The sequence below is a fragment of the Faucicola mancuniensis genome, assembly GCF_046523945.1.
Taxonomy (GTDB): domain Bacteria; phylum Pseudomonadota; class Gammaproteobacteria; order Pseudomonadales; family Moraxellaceae; genus Faucicola; species Faucicola mancuniensis.
This window is the reverse complement of the sequence record NZ_CP171363.1, coordinates 2423451-2440548: the sequence shown is the minus strand read 5'-3', so window position 1 is coordinate 2440548 and position 17098 is coordinate 2423451. Positions and strand designations below refer to the sequence as shown.

Annotated in this window: 14 protein-coding genes and 1 other RNA gene; 7 read left to right on the top strand and 8 right to left on the bottom strand. The window is 40.6% G+C overall.

The features are described 5' to 3' along the window. Positions 1 to 73: 73 nt before the first annotated feature. Positions 74 to 1102 (bottom strand): lipoyl synthase, encoded by a 1029-nt coding sequence (gene lipA / locus ACGTJS_RS12090; protein ID WP_410473271.1) that lies wholly within the window; start codon positions 1100 to 1102, stop codon positions 74 to 76. A gap of 630 nt (positions 1103 to 1732) precedes the next feature. Between lipA and acnB the strand changes: the two genes are divergently transcribed. Then, positions 1733 to 4357 carry a bifunctional aconitate hydratase 2/2-methylisocitrate dehydratase gene (gene acnB / locus ACGTJS_RS12085; RefSeq protein WP_410473270.1) on the top strand — a complete coding sequence of 875 codons (2625 nt, stop codon included), beginning with the start codon at positions 1733 to 1735 and terminating at the stop codon, positions 4355 to 4357. A 384-nt stretch (positions 4358 to 4741) separates the two neighbouring features. On the opposite strand, the gene ACGTJS_RS12080 is transcribed toward acnB, so the two are convergent. Both ACGTJS_RS12080 and rimO read right to left on the bottom strand, forming a co-directional pair. Continuing rightward, positions 4742 to 4930 carry a hypothetical protein gene (locus ACGTJS_RS12080; RefSeq protein ID WP_410472260.1) on the bottom strand — a complete coding sequence of 63 codons (189 nt, stop codon included), beginning with the start codon at positions 4928 to 4930 and terminating at the stop codon, positions 4742 to 4744. 81 nt (positions 4931 to 5011) lie between these two features. Further along, positions 5012 to 6475 carry a 30S ribosomal protein S12 methylthiotransferase RimO gene (gene rimO / locus ACGTJS_RS12075; RefSeq protein WP_315042855.1) on the bottom strand — a complete coding sequence of 488 codons (1464 nt, stop codon included), beginning with the start codon at positions 6473 to 6475 and terminating at the stop codon, positions 5012 to 5014. 197 nt (positions 6476 to 6672) lie between these two features. Between rimO and ACGTJS_RS12070 the strand changes: the two genes are divergently transcribed. Both ACGTJS_RS12070 and ACGTJS_RS12065 read left to right on the top strand, forming a co-directional pair. Then, complete coding sequence (locus tag ACGTJS_RS12070; protein WP_410472259.1) at positions 6673 to 7869, top strand: two-component system sensor histidine kinase NtrB; 1197 nt, start codon at positions 6673 to 6675, stop codon at positions 7867 to 7869. Between the two features lie 48 nt (positions 7870 to 7917). Beyond that, the gene (locus ACGTJS_RS12065) at positions 7918 to 9612 is read left to right on the top strand and encodes a sigma 54-interacting transcriptional regulator (protein ID WP_410472258.1); all 1695 of its coding nucleotides are present in this window, start codon (positions 7918 to 7920) and stop codon (positions 9610 to 9612) included. A gap of 52 nt (positions 9613 to 9664) precedes the next feature. Here the strand turns inward: ACGTJS_RS12065 and ACGTJS_RS12060 are convergent, their stop codons facing one another. From ACGTJS_RS12060 to ffs, 3 genes are all read right to left on the bottom strand, one after another. Further along, positions 9665 to 11095 carry an L-serine ammonia-lyase gene (locus tag ACGTJS_RS12060; protein ID WP_410472257.1) on the bottom strand — a complete coding sequence of 477 codons (1431 nt, stop codon included), beginning with the start codon at positions 11093 to 11095 and terminating at the stop codon, positions 9665 to 9667. 32 nt (positions 11096 to 11127) lie between these two features. Beyond that, positions 11128 to 11948 (bottom strand): IS5 family transposase gene (locus tag ACGTJS_RS12055; protein ID WP_410471559.1). Its coding sequence is split into 2 segments (ribosomal slippage): positions 11128 to 11564 and positions 11564 to 11948, totalling 822 coding nucleotides; the frame shifts between segments, so codons are not numbered across the junction. Positions 11949 to 12159: 211 nt separating this feature from the next. Next, positions 12160 to 12256: signal recognition particle sRNA small type (gene ffs / locus ACGTJS_RS12050), an RNA gene on the bottom strand. A 230-nt stretch (positions 12257 to 12486) separates the two neighbouring features. On the opposite strand from ffs, the gene ACGTJS_RS12045 reads away from it, so the two are divergent. Both ACGTJS_RS12045 and ACGTJS_RS12040 read left to right on the top strand, forming a co-directional pair. Next, the gene (locus tag ACGTJS_RS12045) at positions 12487 to 13194 is read left to right on the top strand and encodes an SIMPL domain-containing protein (RefSeq protein WP_315042862.1); all 708 of its coding nucleotides are present in this window, start codon (positions 12487 to 12489) and stop codon (positions 13192 to 13194) included. Between the two features lie 36 nt (positions 13195 to 13230). Next, a complete protein-coding gene (locus tag ACGTJS_RS12040; protein ID WP_315042863.1) occupies positions 13231 to 13902 on the top strand; it encodes a carboxylesterase in 672 nt (223 codons plus the stop codon). Positions 13903 to 13965: 63 nt separating this feature from the next. Here the strand turns inward: ACGTJS_RS12040 and ACGTJS_RS12035 are convergent, their stop codons facing one another. Then, entirely contained in the window at positions 13966 to 14214 is a 249-nt protein-coding gene (locus tag ACGTJS_RS12035; RefSeq protein WP_315042864.1) for a SlyX family protein, read from the bottom strand. A 52-nt stretch (positions 14215 to 14266) separates the two neighbouring features. Between ACGTJS_RS12035 and ACGTJS_RS12030 the strand changes: the two genes are divergently transcribed. Together ACGTJS_RS12030 and ACGTJS_RS12025 are read left to right on the top strand one after the other, a co-directional pair. Beyond that, complete coding sequence (locus ACGTJS_RS12030) at positions 14267 to 16207, top strand: ATP-binding cassette domain-containing protein (RefSeq protein ID WP_410472256.1); 1941 nt, start codon at positions 14267 to 14269, stop codon at positions 16205 to 16207. 100 nt (positions 16208 to 16307) lie between these two features. Continuing rightward, a complete protein-coding gene (locus ACGTJS_RS12025; RefSeq protein WP_410472255.1) occupies positions 16308 to 16661 on the top strand; it encodes a BrnA antitoxin family protein in 354 nt (117 codons plus the stop codon). Positions 16662 to 16733: 72 nt separating this feature from the next. Here the strand turns inward: ACGTJS_RS12025 and ACGTJS_RS12020 are convergent, their stop codons facing one another. Continuing rightward, complete coding sequence (locus tag ACGTJS_RS12020; RefSeq protein WP_410472254.1) at positions 16734 to 17087, bottom strand: DoxX family protein; 354 nt, start codon at positions 17085 to 17087, stop codon at positions 16734 to 16736. Positions 17088 to 17098 lie beyond the last annotated feature (11 nt).

The window sequence follows — 17098 nt, the reverse complement described above, 5'->3', positions numbered from 1 at the left end:
GCCTTGTCTCATTTTTATTTTAAATGACTATACATTTGCCTATTTAAAAAACGTTTAAAAACAGACGGTTAAATTAACAACCACCTTTTTTGAGTTGCCCTGCTTTTAAATCAGCTTCGGAAATTGGGTTTTTACCACGCACAGGTTTTGGACAAGGCTCGCCATAATATTGCCTGTCCGCAAAATAGCTTGAACGCACCATAGGACCCGCCCAAATACTAAAAAACCCCAATTTTTTGCCGTATTCCATATAGCGGTCAAATTCGTCAGGGTGAACAAAACGGTCTACAGGGGCGTGTGATTTGCTTGGCTGTAAATATTGTCCAATGGTGATAATGTTCACATCATGAGCCTTTAAATCATCAAGCAAAGCATAAACTTCTTCTTCCGTTTCGCCAAGACCCACCATAAATCCGCATTTGGTCGCAATGTCTGGACGGCGAGCTTTATAGTCTTTTAACAAACTTAACGAATGTTGATAATCAGAGCCGGGACGGAACGCTTTATAAAGGCGTTGCACAGTTTCAATATTGTGGTTAAACACGTCTGGATTGTCTTTTACCAAGGTATCAAGTGCGATTTGCTCACGTCCACGAAAGTCAGGCACTAAGATTTCAATCAAACAGTTTGGTGACAATGCACGAGTTTCACGAATCACTTCGGCAAAATGCCCCGCACCGCCATCTTTCAAGTCATCTCTATCGACCGATGTGATGACAGCATATTTTAGGTTCATATTGACAATGGTTTCGGCGGTGTTGCGTGGTTCGTCTTTATCAAGCTGATTTGGGCGACCATGTGCCACATCACAAAACGGACAACGGCGAGTACAAATATCGCCCATAATCATAAAGGTTGCCGTGCCATCGCTCCAGCATTCTGGCAGGTTCGGACAAGCCGCTTCTTCGCAGACGGTGTAGAGTTTTTTGCTACGCATGGTGTCTTTGAGTTGGGCGACTTCGGACGGATTGGCAAGTTTGACACGAATCCAGTCAGGTTTTTTTGGGGCTTCTACCGTTGGAATGATTTTGACAGGAATACGAGCCACTTTGTCATGACCACGCAGTTTTTCGCCGACTTCTGGGCGTTTGGGTTTAGCCATAGGTGGGATAGCGGTTGGTGATGTGTTTGGCGTATGTGTTTGGACGGTTTGCGTCATGGGTGTGTCCTTATTTTTATCAATTTAAAATCGTCATAGTATAACAGAAAAAGCAGTAAATTTTTAATTTTTTATCTATTTGGCAATGATTTGATACAGATTTTTGAATATTTTAGGGTGTAAAGATAGACAATAGTAAGATTTTTGGGTAATATATTTGGCTAAGCTATTTTGTCATTTATTTAATAAATAATGGCTATATGCCGAAAATTACATTTTTTACATTAACTTTTTTGGCGTTTTAACGTATCATTACACTTAATTTTTAGAACCTGTATTTACAACGTTTTTGCAATGAAAAATGAGATAAATCGCCAGCTTTTCAAGGAAAAAACGCAGACTGATAGTCATTCTATCAGGCAAGTTTTTGACAAAGAAAAGCAAGATTTAGCCATTTTTCATGCAAAAGCAAACAAATTTTTGTTAAAAATCTGTAAAATTTTACTGCGTAATGTTGTGAATACAGGTTCTTAGCTTTAACCCCACGCATAATATGAGGTCGCATATAACTATTTAACTATTTGCCACCCAAGTATTATGCCAAATCATGATAAAGAGGACGATTTTATGTCGATGTTAGAAGACTATCGTAAACACGTTGCCGAGCGTGAGGCTCAAGGCGTTGTGCCACAGCCACTAAACGAAAATCAAGTTGCAGGTTTGGTTGATTTGTTAAAAAATCCACCTGCAGGTGAAGAGGCGTTTTTGGTTGATTTATTAGAAAATCGTATCCCACCGGGGGTGGACCAAGCGGCATATGTTAAAGCAGGATTTTTGGCAGCCATTGTTAAAGGTGAAGCGACTTCACCACTGGTTAGCAAACAAAAAGCGATTGAATTATTGGGTCAAATGCAAGGCGGTTACAACGTTCAGCCGTTAATTGACGCATTGGACGACAAAGAATTGGCAAAAGATGCAGGTGAAGCGTTAAAACACACGCTACTTGTATTTGATGCGTTCCATGATGTAACGGATAAAGCAGACGCAGGTAACGAAGTTGCCAAAGATGTCATTCAATCTTGGGCGAATGCAGAATGGTTTACAAGCCGTCCAGAAGTGCCTAAAAAAGCCACTTACAAAACGTTCAAAGTAACAGGCGAAACCAATACAGACGACCTATCGCCAGCACAAGATGCTTGGAGCCGTCCAGATATTCCACTACACGCTTTGGCAATGTTAAAAAATGCTCGTGATGGTATCAATCCAGACCAAGACGGCGTGATTGGACCAATGAAACAAATTGAAGAAATGAAGAAAGACGGCATTCAATTGGCGTATGTTGGTGATGTTGTCGGTACAGGCTCAAGCCGTAAATCAGCGACAAACTCAGTATTGTGGCTAATGGGCGATGACATTAAAGGCGTGCCAAACAAACGTGCAGGCGGTCTATGCTTAGGCGGTAAAATCGCACCGATTTTCTTTAACACAATGGAAGATGCAGGTGCATTGCCGATTGAAGTTGATGTAAGCAAGCTAAATATGGGCGATGTGTTTGATATTTACCCACATGATGGTAAAATCACTAAACACGACTCTGACGAAGTGTTATCAACGTTTGAATTAAAATCACCAACGCTACTTGACGAAGTGCGTGCAGGTGGTCGAATTCCGCTAATTATCGGTCGTGGTTTGACAAATAAAGCTCGTGAATATCTTGGCTTAGGTCAATCAGACGTATTCGCACAACCAGAACAACCTGCAGACACAGGCAAAGGCTTTACTTTAGCTCAAAAAATGGTTGGTCGTGCGTGTGGCTTGCCAGAAGGCAAAGGCGTTCGCCCAGGTGCATACTGCGAACCAAAAATGACAACGGTCGGCTCACAAGATACCACAGGCCCGATGACTCGTGATGAGTTAAAAGATTTGGCGTGTTTAGGTTTCTCGGCTGATTTAGTTATGCAGTCTTTCTGTCATACCGCTGCGTATCCAAAACCAATTGACGTAGAAACTCAGCACACACTACCTGACTTTATCATGAATCGTGGCGGTGTCTCACTTCGTCCGGGGGACGGTATTATCCACTCATGGTTGAACCGTATGCTATTGCCTGATACTGTTGGTACAGGTGGCGACTCGCACACTCGTTTCCCTATGGGTATTTCGTTCCCTGCAGGTTCTGGTCTAGTGGCATTCGCTGCAGCGACAGGCGTTATGCCGTTAGATATGCCAGAATCTGTGCGTGTGCGTTTCGTGGGTGAGATGCAACCGGGCATTACCTTGCGTGATTTGGTTCATGCAATTCCGCTACAAGCGATTAAAGAAGGTCTTTTGACTGTTGAAAAAGCAGGTAAGAAAAACGTCTTTAACGGTCGTATTTTAGAGATTGAAGGCTTGGAAGATTTAACCGTTGAACAAGCGTTTGAATTGTCTGATGCGTCAGCAGAGCGTTCGGCTGCAGGTTGTACGATTACTTTATCTGAGGAATCTGTTAAAGAATACTTAACTTCTAATATCACCTTGTTAAAATGGATGATTGCTGAAGGCTATGGCGATGCACGTACCTTGGCACGCCGTATCAAAGGCATGGAAAACTGGTTGGCAAAACCAAACCTACTGCGTGCGGACGCTGATGCGGAATACGCAGCTGACATTACCATTGACATGAGTGCGATTAAAGAGCCAATTTTATGCTGTCCAAATGATCCAGACGATGCCAAAACCTTGGCAGACGTAGCAGGCGACAAGATTGATGAAGTATTCATCGGTTCATGTATGACTAACATCGGACATTTCCGTGCGGCGGCGAACCTATTGACAGAAGTACCTGCAGGTAGCTTGACAACTCGTCTATGGATTGCACCACCGACCAAAATGGACGAACGTCAATTGATGGACGAAGGCTTGTACAACGTATTTGCACAAGCAGGGGCAAGAACGGAAATGCCGGGTTGTTCACTATGTATGGGTAACCAAGCTCGTATCGCACCAAAATCAACAGCGGTTTCTACTTCAACTCGTAACTTCCCGAACCGTCTAGGTCAAGGTGCAAATGTGTACTTGGCTTCTGCGGAACTTGCAGCGGTTGCATCTGTATTGGGTAAATTGCCAACCAACGAAGAATACCAACAATACGCAGGTAAACTAAATAGTATGTCGGCAGAAATTTACAAATACATGAATTTTGACCGTATGACAGCGTATTTAGAAGAAGCAAATACGATTAACCCTGATGAAATCAAGGTTGCTCAATTGGCTTAATTTGCATAAAGTCATAAAAAAATCCTGTCAATTTGGCAGGATTTTTTTTGATAATAGGTTTGATAAAAAAGGTGCTAAATACATGTATGACAAAAGTTGAACATTAATGTGGTTTTGTCATTTCTATTGTCGGATAAATATGGTTACTATACCAAAACTTTCTTCGACTTCCTGCTCAAAATCTGTCATAGGTTGTGCCATAGGTGACTAATTTATCAAAGTAACCGTGTTTTTATTCGCTTTAAGTTCTAGTCGATTCCCTGTTTTCCAGCCTAATAATTCCAAAAGACTGGCAGAGAATGGCACTGTCCCATTTTCATTTAACATTAACGTTGTCATTATTATTCCTTTTAAAAATTAGTATATAACAAATAACAAAAAAATTTAATAATCACCGTCTTTACAATTTGACTCCAAATCCATATTCAAATATTGATAAGCATGAGCAAGTTTTACGTTCTGCCAGCCTTGCGAGTCTGGTTTTAACGGCTCATTGTCTGATTGATGTCGCACAAAAGTCACTTCTTGCTGATTTTGCCGAGCCGTTTGTAATAAAGTTTGTATAGCGGACATCATAACTTCTGCGTTGTAAGGGTTTCAATCTAATAACGCATTTTATACATCTATAATTAGTAAGGCTGTTTTTTCCATCACTTAAACCTTAAAACTTGCGAATAAATCATATTCACTTGCTTCATCAATGGTAACGGTTAAAAATTCACCCACTTTTACGCTACTATCAATATTATCAACATAGACATGACCGTCAATTTCTGGGGCATCGGCATAACTACGGCAAATCGCAATATTTTCTTCGGTATCTATTTCATCAACCAATACTTTTAAGGTTTTGCCGACTTTTTCTTGCAATTTTTCAGCAGAAATTTGTTGTTGCAACGCCATTAAACGCTCATAACGCTGTTGTTTAACGTCTTCTGGCACAGGATTTGGCAAGTCATTGGCAACTGCCCCTTCAATTTCCGAATAGGTAAAACAGCCAACTCGGTCAAGGCGTGCTTCTTTAAGCCAATCAAGCAAATATTCAAAATCTTCTTCGGTTTCCCCTGGAAATCCAACAACAAAAGCTGAGCGAATAACAATTTCAGGGCAAATTTCGCGCCATAATTTAATGCGTTCTAGCACATTTTCACTGTGTGCAGGGCGTTTCATCGCTTTTAGCACACTTGGGCTTGCGTGTTGGAACGGAATGTCAAGATACGGCAAAAGTTTGTCTTCTGACATCAGTTTTACCACGTCATCAACGTGCGGATATGGATAAATGTAATGCAAACGCACCCAAATGCCAAGACGATTTAACGCTTCGCACATATCATAAAATTTTGATTTTAAAGGCATTCCGTCCCAAAACGTCATTTTATATTTTAAATCAACGCCATACGCAGACGTATCTTGCGAAATAATCAACAATTCTTTTACACCTGCTTTGGCAAGGGCGGACGCTTCTTTCATCACGTCATCAATCGGACGGCTAACCAAGTCGCCACGCAAGCTCGGAATAATACAGAACGTACAGCGATGATTACAGCCTTCAGAGATTTTGACATAGGCGTAATGTTTTGGTGTCAGTTTAATGCCTGCGTCATTGATTAAGTCAATTTTTGGGTCGTAATTTTTGGGTTTTTGCGGTTTTGGCACATGGTGGCTGACGGCATTGATGACATCATCATACGCATGAGCGCCTGTAACCGCAAGCACAGCAGGGTGCATGGTTTTGATTTTTTCGGCATCTTTACCAAGACAGCCTGTTACGATGACTTTGCCGTTTTTGGTAATCGCTTCGCCAATCGCATCTAGGCTTTCTTGCACCGCAGATTCAATAAATCCACAAGTGTTCACCACGACCAAATCCGCACCATCATAGTCATTGGCGACTTGGTAGCCATCACGAGTAAGTTCGGTGATAATGCGTTCACTATCTACCAACGCTTTTGGACAACCGAGCGATACAAAACCGATTTTTGGGGCTTGCTTGCTTTTTGGTAAATCACCGATTTGGCTTGCGGTTTGGCTAACTGAACGGTTTTCGTTGTGGTTGGCTTGGTGGTGATAAGGTTCGTTTTTTGGGGGTGGAATAAAAACTTGTGGCTGGTTTGACATAGCTTGTACTTCTTAAATAATTTTGTAAAATTGGCAAAAAACCTTGCTAAACCGACTATTCTAACCTTTTTTCACAATTTATAAAACCATTTTATTGTCAAAGGCAAAAATTTATGAATGGGCGAAAAGTTGGCTTGATTTATTTGCAAAATGTGCTAAATTGTAAAGCACGATTTATCATTTTTTGTTGGATAATTATGTCTAATACTACGTCAAATATTATGCCAAGTATTGTGCCAAATTTTGCCGAGCAATTTAACAAAAATTCGTTTATTAATCAACTTTTGACAGGTGTTATTATTCTTGATGATACGTTTAACATTTGTTTTAGCAATGCGACCAGTGAGCAAGTGTTATCCTCAGGACAAAGTCAGATTTTGCAGTCATCAATTTTTCATATTTTAAAAGCGGTTGATGATGACGACAATTTTCAACAAAAATTTTCAAATCAATTAATCCATGCTAAACAATTATACCAAGCCTTTATTCAACATGATGTGTTGGTTCAAGGTATTTATCATGCGGTGTTGATGGATTATGGTGTGTCGCCGATGGAGATAGATGGCAGGTTTTTTTATATGATTGAGCTGTGGGCGAAAGACCGCCAAACGCTGATTCAACAAGAGCAACAGCAACAAGCCCAACACGCCGTTACTCGCCAAATGATACGCAATATGGCACACGAAGTCAAAAATCCGTTGGCGGGGATTTTGGGGGCGACCCAGTTGTTACAACGCCATTTGCCAAAATTGGTAAAAATAGATGATAATCCGATTGTAAAACCACAGTTAGAAAAGATTGAAAATTATCTTAATATTATCAGCAGTGAAACCAAACGTTTAAGCGAATTGGTAAGCCAATTATTAGGCACGCCAAAATTACCAAATTGGCAACAAGTGAACATTCATGAGCCGATTGAGCAGGTTTTGATGTTACTTGCCAATCAGCACCAAGCGGTTGATTTTGTGAAAGATTATGATTTGTCATTGCCCGAAATCACTGCGGATAAAGACCAGTTGATACAAGTTTTTTTTAATCTGATTAACAATGCGGTGCAGGCCTTATTTAACGCTCAAAATGAAGCGATGGTGGACAATCCGATCATCAGTGTGCAAACTCGCATTGAGTATCAGTTCACCATTGGCGAGATTCGCCACAAAAGCGTGATGCGAGTGAGCGTGATTGATAACGGCATGGGGATTGATAAGGCGTTGTTGCCACAGATTTTTTATCCGTTGGTAACGGGGCGAGCCAATGGCACAGGGCTTGGGCTTGCGTTGGTGCAAGATATTATTCAACGTCATCAAGGGCTAATCAAGGTTTCCTCAAAAAAAGGGCAAACGGTTTTTCACATTTATTTGCCGTTTGAAATGCGAGCAATAAAACCAAATTAACCAATTTTTCTTTAATTTTTTTTAAATGTTTTTTAACAAGGATAAACAATGAACGCTGGGCAACGAATTTGGGTAGTAGATGATGATGTCACATTGCGGACGATTTTGCAAGACAGTCTGTCCGATATGGGCTATGATGTGATAACCTTTGGTAATGGCAAAATCGCTTGGAAAAATCTTGAAAAAATCAATCATATTAATGAGTTACCAAATGTAATTTTGACTGATATTCGTATGCCAATGATGGACGGATTGGCGTTGAGCGAAAAAATCAGAACCCAATTTGGCAACATTCCTGTCATTGTCATGACCGCCCATTCCGATGTGCAATCGGCGGTAGATAGCTATCAGACAGGGGCGTTTGACTATTTGCCAAAGCCATTTGACCTTGATGAAATGCTGGGAATGGTAAATAAAGCCTTAACTTATAATGTAGAAAAAATGGATAAAAATCATCAAAATGATATGGATAATCATGATGATGTGATATTGACTATGGACAATAGCGATGTTGTCAAAAATGACAATGCTGATGATACTAATATTTCGGGCATTATCGGCAAAAGCCCTGCCATGCAAACCGTATTTCGCGCGATTGGGCGATTGTCAAACATCGCCATGACGGTGCTGATTACAGGTGAGTCAGGCTCTGGCAAAGAGATGATTGCCAACGCCCTGCACGAACACTCCCCACGCAAAAACAAGCCATTTATCGCCTTGAACATGGCGGCGATTCCGCATGATTTGATAGAATCGGAGCTGTTTGGACATGAAAAAGGGGCATTCACAGGGGCGACAGCAACACGGCAAGGACGCTTTGAACAGGCTCACGGCGGCACACTGTTTTTGGACGAAATTGGCGATATGCCCCTATCTACCCAAACTCGTCTTTTGCGTGTACTTGCCAATGGCGAATTTTTTCGTATTGGCGGACAAAAGCCGATAAAAGTAGATGTGCGGATTATAGCAGCCACCCATCAAGATTTGGAAAATTTGGTAAAACAAGGCAAATTTCGAGAAGATTTGTTTTATCGCTTAAACGTCATTCGCCTAAATCTGCCTGCCTTGCGAGAGCGACAAGAAGATATTCCGTTGTTGTGCCATTTTTTTATGCAAAAAATCGCAAAATCCATGCAACTGCCTGTCAAAAATATCCAACCTGATGCCATGCAAGCATTACAAAACTATGGCTGGCAAGGCAATGTCCGCCAATTAGAAAATACTTGCCGATGGCTGATGGTGATGGCGACAGGTAATGACGTGCATATTGACGACTTGCCACCAGAAATTTTGGCACAAGTGCAATTGTCTGATAATTTAGAGTTTCATTCAACATATAATTTTAATGAAAATAATTTACAAAACAGTCAAAAAAATTTAAACAATCAGCTTGATAAAACCAATGAAAAAATCATATTTGATAACAAAATTGTTGATAACAAGATTGATAAAGATGTAAAAACTGATGTTATTTATGATAATGATTTTGTTAATGCTGATGATGTCAATGATGAAAATACCGATTGGCAAACACCGTTAAAAAACTGGACAAAACAAGCCTTGGCACAAGGAAAACCTGAAATTTTGCAACAGGCATTGCCAATGTTTGAAACCCAACTATTACAAACTACATTAGATTTTACCAATCAACACAAAGGCAAAACGGCGGAATTGTTGGGGTGGGGGCGTAATACTTTAACCAGAAAATATCAGCAACTGATTGACAATAAAGACGATGAATAAAAGGAATGATAATGAGCATTTCATTATTGATAAAAATCAATGATTTAGCAGATTAGCATTGACTATAATTGACCGTTACGTCTAGCATAGGGATTTGATTTGGACTGTTCATGACATGGGTGGCAAGTCCGCCCAGTGCGGTTTCTTTATATTTTGCCATCATGTCTTGCCCTGTTTCTTTCATGGTTTCAATCACTTTGTCAAACGACACAATATGCGAGCCATCGCCTTTTAGGGCAAGGCGTGAAGCATTAATCGCCTTGATAGAAGCCATCGCATTTCGCTCAATACAAGGCACTTGCACCAAGCCTGCAATCGGGTCGCACGTCATGCCAAGATGATGTTCAATGCCAATTTCGGCGGCATTGGCACATTGGGCTGGCGTACCGCCTAACACATGGGTCAGCCCTGCCCCTGCCATCGCACACGCCGAGCCGACCTCGCCTTGACAGCCGACTTCTGCCCCAGAGATGGACGCATTTTCCTTGATAATCATGCCAATCGCCGCCGCTGTTAATAAAAAATCTTCAATTTTTTTTGGCTGATAACTTTGGCAAAAGTCCCGATAATAGTGCATGACCGCAGGAATAACCCCCGCCGCCCCATTGGTCGGTGCTGTTACCACTCGTCCGCCACTGGCGTTTTCTTCATTGACCGCCAACGCATACAGATTGACCCAATCCATCACACTTAACAAATCATGCACCAGTTTTCGGCTGTCAATACCTGATAATTGTTGATAAATAGCTTTGGCACGGCGTTTGACATTTAGCCCACCCGGTAAAATACCATCATTTTGACAACCATTAGTCACGCAGTCTTGCATTACTTGCCAAATTGCATTTAAACCATTAGTCAAATCTTGTTCGCTAATATTGGCAAGTTCATTGGCACGCACCACGTCCGCCATGGATAGATTATTTTCTTGACAAATTTTGAGTAATTGTTCGGCATTATGAAATGGATAAGGAACGCTTTTTTTGACATTTTCTATGACTGGTACTTCGTTTTTGACTTCTTTTTGGGTCTGTACAAAACCACCACCGATAGAATAATAAGTGTTTTCATACACCAAATTATCATCGCAAAACGCTTGAATTATCAAGGCATTGGGGTGATAAGGCAAGAATTCTGCCCCATTTAAAATTAAATCGGTTGCAGGGTCAAAAGCGATGTTTTTTTGATGATTTAATGATAAAGTTTTGGTTTGATAAATTGTGTCAATTTTTTGGGCGATGGTTTTAACATCGGTCAAATGAGGCTGTTCGCCCATCAGCCCAAGCATGACGGCAATATCACTGCCATGCCCTCGCCCAGTCGCCCCAAGCGAGCCGTATAGCACGATATGTAGTCTATTGACCTGTGCCAACTGATTGTTATCAAGCAAGGCTTGCAAAAACAAGTTAGACGCTTTCATCGGCCCTACTGTATGTGAGCTAGAAGGGCCAATACCAATTTTAAACAAATCAAACACACTAATCATTAAATTTCCTTTTTAATAGACCTCTTTCCAAACTAACCCAACTCGAAATTATAAATGGCACAAATCAAATTAACCCTTAAGCCAAAGCGTTTTCTGCGATTACGATAACGACAGGCTAGGATTTTAAAACGTTTGATTTTGCCGATAACATGTTCATTGGTTACCCGTTCAGAAGCTAATTCTCGATTGGCTTGTTTGTCAACTTTAGATAGTGGATTAAGCTTGGTTTTCTTTTTTGGGAATTTGCTATTGGCATGGTGTTTGTGTATGCCTTGATAGCCCGAATCTACTTGGATTAAGATACTAGGCTTTATACGCATTTTTGAGTATTGGTAAAGTTTAAAGTCATGGGTTTTACCTTTGCTAAAATGGGTACAAAGTATTTTTTTGCTGTTTTTATCGACAACGATTTGTGCTTTTAAGGTGTGGTGTTTCTTTTTACCTGAGTATTGCCTGCGTTGCTTTTTTTGGGTCGCTCACAAGGTACTTCGGTTGCGTCTATCAGTACGGTTTCAAGGTTTGGGTCTTGCCATAAAGCCTTTTTGCTAGGTAGGGCAAAGTCTTTGTGGGCTATCAGTATGCTTTCTACCCATTTGATGGTTTTACAGACAGCACTTTCACTGATACCAAAGTCTTGCCCTAGGTGAAATTGGGTGCGATATTCTCGGTAGTAACTCAAAGTCAGCATGAGCTTGTTTTCTAGGCTGATTTCATTTTTCCTGCCACCTTTTTTGTGTTGTTCGTTGTATGCTTCTTGTAGTATGGTGAGCATATGAGTATAGGTACTTCTTTGGATGCCAAAGTAGCGTTTAAATTGTGCGTCACTGAGTTTTTCTGCTTGTTCGGGTATCATGCTTTTGCTGTTTTTTCTAAAAATCAGTATTATACCAAATCACTATTAAGGTTTGGAAAGAGGTCTAATATAAATCATTGATAAATAATACTTTTTTTAAAAATCAAATTCAAAAAAAGCCATGACAATTATCATGGCTTGGTTTTTTTATTGCTTTTATATTTGTGTTATATAGCGATTTTTAAAAAAGTATTCGTTAAAAATAGAGTAACCCCATTAGCAAATCTTCGGCACACTGACAAACTGCTACCGTTGCTACCTTCCGGTCCTGGCGGGGTTCACAGTAGCCAGTTGCGAAGCTACCAATGGGGTTACAGGATGGTATTTTATACAAAAATTATTCAAAATGCAAATTTTATTTTTTGTTTTTTATCATATTTTTATAAGTTTTTGTTTTTAAAAGTAAAAATATGGATAGATAACAATTTTTCAACAGATAATTTGATTAAAAATTTTTATAATTATTATCATTTTTTGAACCAACCAACAGATTTTACAAACTTTCAGATTTTAAAAACTTTTAAAAAAAGGAAAAACTATGAAAAAATTATTAACTTTGGCAATAGCCACCCTTGCGATGACCGCTCACGCCAATACGGCGAACAATAATCCAATTAATTATAACTTGATTAACTTTTCTGCAAACGCCAGTCAAAAAGTAGAAAACGACCAAGTCAATGCGACCATGACCAAAACCTTGCAAAATAAATCCAATGTAGAGCTTGCCAAACGTATCACCGAAACGCTTAACCAAGCCAACATCATCGCCAAAAAATACCCCAACGTCAAAGTCGCAACAGGCAACCAAAACACCTATCCGCAATACGACAAAAACCAAAAAATCATCGGTTGGCAAGGCAACGCCAGTCTAAACCTACAAAGTAATGACACAGTCGCCACCAGTCAATTAATCGCCGAATTACAAAATATCATGCAGTTAGATGGGTTGGATTTTTCGGTATCCGAAGCCAAACAAAAAACCGTCAATCAAGCATTGATGTCAGAAGCGTCAAAAAACTTTCAACAACAAGCCCAAAACCTACTACCTGCATGGAACGCAAAAGGTTATCAGTTGGTAAGCCTTGATTTTAATGAAGGCGGTGGTTATCAACGTTATTCAAAATCTTACGCACTTGCCATGCCACAAATGGCGGTTGTTGACGCTAGTATGCCAAGCCAAGATTTTCAAACAGGGGAAAGTACGATTACTGTTACGGCAAATGGCGTGATTCAATTGATTAAATAATTTTAACAATTTGTTTTGATTAAAAAAAGGTGAAAAATGCCGTTGTTAGATTGTATTGAAGTAGAATTTAATCCCAAAAATTTGCCGCTTGACTGTGCTGTGATTTGGTTGCATGGTCTTGGGGCGAATGGACATGATTTTGAGCCGATTGTGCCAGAGCTTGGACTGACAGGCGAGCGTGGCGTGCGGTTTGTGTTTCCAAATTCCCCGAGTATCCCTGTGACGGTGAATGGTGGCTATGTCATGCCCGCTTGGTATGATATTATTGAGATGACGCTTGACCGCAAAATTGACGTGGCTCAGATTGAGCAGTCTGCCAAAAGTATTCATGCCTTGATTGAGCGAGAAATTGAGCGTGGTGTGCCAAGTGAGAATATTGTGATTGCAGGATTTTCGCAGGGTGGGGCGGTCGCTTATCAGACGGTGTTGGGCTTTGATAAGCCGTTGGCAGGCTTGTTGGCGTTGTCCACTTATTTGGCGACCAAAGATACGCTACAAATTAACCCATCGGTGCGACAAGATTTGCCGATTTTTGTTTGTCATGGTACACATGACCCTGTCGTGCCAGAAGTGTTAGGACGGCAGGCGACTGCGTGGCTGTTGTCAAAAGGGTTTGTCCCTGTTTATCAGACTTATCCAATGGCACATCAGGTCTGTTTGCCACAGATTCAAGCGATTGGCAAGTGGTTAAATGGATTGTTTGAGTAGGTTTTTTAAAATATTGTTTAAATTTTTGCAAAAAAGCCAATTTTTTAATTGGTTTTTTTATGGCTAATAATGCGGTGGTTTATCTGCGAACAAATCAAACGGCTGAATTTGGCTATCATTTGGCAAGGCGTTTAATTTTTGATAAAGCAACTGCAACATTCGTTGTTGGTCGGCTAACTGTTGGCTTTGGTTGGTAACGATGTCGTTTAACACATCAATCGTGTTTTCCATAAAAGCCGTTTGCGTTTGCAACTCAATCAACGAATTTTGCAAATTTGTGATTTTTTCTTCAAGTAAATTTAGGGTTGGCATGATTTTTCTGTTAAAATAGACGGATTTTAATTATAACATATTGAGAAATTTTATGGCACTCATTCATTTACGAGATATTCATTTAGCATTTGGTATCGCACCGATTTTGGACGGTGTGGATTTTAACATTGAGCAAGGCGAGCGAGTTTGTATCATCGGTCGCAATGGCGAAGGCAAATCTACCTTGTTAAAAGTAATTAGCGGACAGGTGAAAGCCGATAGTGGCGATTTTAGCATGACTAACGGCTTAAAAATCGCCATGCTTGAGCAAGATATTCCCGAAACATCGGGTAAAGTCGCTGACATCGTCATGGCGGGGTCGGGCGATTTAGCAAACTGGCTAAAAGACTATGATAATCAAAGCGTTGCGTGTGCCAATGGCGATATGAAAGCGTGCGAAATCATGGCAGATTTGCAACACAAAATTGACGATGTGCATGGTTGGGAATTGCACCGAGAAGTGCAGACGTTATTGTCAATCATGGGGCTAGACGGCGATAGCGATATTAGCGAATTGTCTGGCGGCCGTAAACGCAGAGTGTTGCTTGCTCGTGCCTTGATTACCAAGCCTGATGTGCTGTTGCTTGACGAGCCGACCAACCATTTGGACGTGGATAGCATTGAGTGGCTTGAGCAATTTTTGCTCAATTGGCAAGGTTTGACCCTGTTGTTTATTTCGCATGACCGTTCGTTTATTGACAAAATTTCTACTCGCATTGTGGAACTTGACCGTGGCATTTTACGCAGTTATGACGTTACGCAAGGTGTAAAAGGTTATGCACGTTATCAAGAATTGAAAGAAATGCAACTGCAAGCCGAAGAAAAAGCCAACGCCAATTTTGACAAAAAACTTGCCGAAGAAGAAGTGTGGATTCGCCAAGGGATTAAGGCTCGCCGTACTCGTAACGAAGGGCGTGTTCGTGCGTTAAAAATATTACGAGAAGAACGCAAGGCACGCCGTGAGCAAGTCGGACAGGTCAATATTAGCATGAATGACAGCGAAACGAGCGGAAAATTGGTGTGTAATGTCAAAAATTTAAACCTAAGTTATGGCGATAAAACGCTGGTCAAAGACTTTACCGCAACCATTATGCGTGGCGATAGAATTGGCATTATCGGACAAAATGGTGTAGGAAAATCAACATTAATCCATGCTTTACTAGATTTACCACAAGCGGATATTACCAAAACAGGCTCGATAAAACTCGGCACAAATTTACAAATCGCCTTTTTAGACCAATTGCGAGACCAACTAGACCTAGAAGCTACCGTTGTGCAAAACGTGGCGGAAGGCTCTGACTATGTGGAAGTGGGCGGACGTAAAAAGCACATTATCGGCTATTTGCAAGATTTTTTGTTTGCCCCAGAGCGTGCCAGAACGCCTGTGAAAGCCCTATCAGGTGGCGAACGCAATCGTGTGTTACTTGCCAAACAATTGTTAAAACCTGCCAATATTTTGGTATTGGACGAACCGACCAACGACCTAGACATGGCAACGCTTGAGCTACTTGAAGAAGCGGTGGATAGCTTTAACGGCACGATTTTGCTCATCAGCCATGACCGTAGTTTTATGGACAACGTGGTAACTTCAACTTGGGTATTTGACACCGACAAAGACGGCAACGGCATTGTCAAAGAATATGTTGGCGGTTATCAAGATTACCTTGAACAAAAAGCACGAGAAGAAGCCAATAAACCCAAAGAAGTGAGAGAAAAAGTTGAAAAACCAAAAGCCGAAACGCAAACTGCAACGCCAAAAAATGAAAACACTGTTAAGAAAAAGTTAAGTTATAAAGAGCAAAGAGAATTGGAAAGTTTGCCCAATGAAATTGCTGAACTAGAAAAAGAACAAGCCGAACTGCATAAAAAATTGGCAGACGGTAGTTGGTTTACCACCGATTTGGCAAGTGCGACCAAGGCAAGCGAACGTTTAAACGAAATTGATGAAATTTTGCTAGAAAAAATGGAGCGGTGGGAAGAATTGGGCGGTTGATTTTTTAGATGGTTTTATCAAGGCGTTATTGTTGTGTTAATGGTACACACTCCAAAAAATGATAGCGATAGAATTATTTCTATTAGAAAGGCGACTAAAAATGAAGAAAAATATTACTGGCAACAACACCCTTAATTTTCAAAATAATCTTGGCAATCAAACAGATTGGGTAAGATTAGCTAAAATGACAGATGATGAAATCAGCTATGACAAAGATAATCTTTTTACAACAGAAGACGATTGGCAAGGTGCGGTCATGAAAGTTGGTGATAAAGTGATTGGACATACTCGTGGCAAACAACTTGCACCGACTAAAACGCCAATAAATATCCGCTTATCAAAAGAAGTTAGTGATTATTTTAGAAGTATAGGCAAAGGTTGGCAAACTCGTATTAATGCGGTATTGCAGGAATATGTTGCTAAACAAATGCAAGAGAATGCACATTTAAAATAAACAAAAAAAGACCACCCTAACTGCGGTCTTTTTTTACTTAACTTATTTAAAAAGGTTTCGTTTTTACAAGGATTATTTTTTACGATTATCCACCGACCAAGCCCCTGCCCCTGCAAAAAACAAGTACAAAAAGCCAAAACAGAACAACACCGCAGGCTCACCGCCATTTAACAACGGCAACCAAAAATTATCCACGCCAGCATGAGCCATAAAATACGCTACCGTCATCATGCCTGACAACAAAAATGCCACAGGACGAGTAAATAAACCGATTAATAGCAACAAACCACCAACCAATTCAAGTATGCCTGCAAAGCCCATCAATGAAAACAACTGTAGACCGTTAAACATCTCAACGTGTGGCAAGCCAAACAGTTTTGCCATGCCATGTAGCATAAAGGTATAGCCAAACACCATGCGGAACACGGCTAAAGCGT

Excerpts from the sequence above, each read along its gene's own strand:
- ACGTJS_RS12045 (WP_315042862.1), top strand. The coding sequence starts at position 12,487 with ATGAAAAAATTATTAACTTTGGCAATAGCCACCCTTGCGATGACCGCT.
- rimO (WP_315042855.1), bottom strand. The coding sequence starts at position 6,475 with ATGTCAAACCAGCCACAAGTTTTTATTCCACCCCCAAAAAACGAACCT.
- ACGTJS_RS12070 (WP_410472259.1), top strand. The coding sequence starts at position 6,673 with ATGTCTAATACTACGTCAAATATTATGCCAAGTATTGTGCCAAATTTT.
- ACGTJS_RS12065 (WP_410472258.1), top strand. The coding sequence starts at position 7,918 with ATGAACGCTGGGCAACGAATTTGGGTAGTAGATGATGATGTCACATTG.
- ACGTJS_RS12080 (WP_410472260.1), bottom strand. The coding sequence starts at position 4,930 with ATGTCCGCTATACAAACTTTATTACAAACGGCTCGGCAAAATCAGCAA.
- ACGTJS_RS12040 (WP_315042863.1), top strand. The coding sequence starts at position 13,231 with ATGCCGTTGTTAGATTGTATTGAAGTAGAATTTAATCCCAAAAATTTG.
- acnB (WP_410473270.1), top strand. The coding sequence starts at position 1,733 with ATGTTAGAAGACTATCGTAAACACGTTGCCGAGCGTGAGGCTCAAGGC.
- ACGTJS_RS12025 (WP_410472255.1), top strand. The coding sequence starts at position 16,308 with ATGAAGAAAAATATTACTGGCAACAACACCCTTAATTTTCAAAATAAT.
- ACGTJS_RS12035 (WP_315042864.1), bottom strand. The coding sequence starts at position 14,214 with ATGCCAACCCTAAATTTACTTGAAGAAAAAATCACAAATTTGCAAAAT.
- ACGTJS_RS12030 (WP_410472256.1), top strand. The coding sequence starts at position 14,267 with ATGGCACTCATTCATTTACGAGATATTCATTTAGCATTTGGTATCGCA.
- lipA (WP_410473271.1), bottom strand. The coding sequence starts at position 1,102 with ATGGCTAAACCCAAACGCCCAGAAGTCGGCGAAAAACTGCGTGGTCAT.
- ACGTJS_RS12060 (WP_410472257.1), bottom strand. The coding sequence starts at position 11,095 with ATGATTAGTGTGTTTGATTTGTTTAAAATTGGTATTGGCCCTTCTAGC.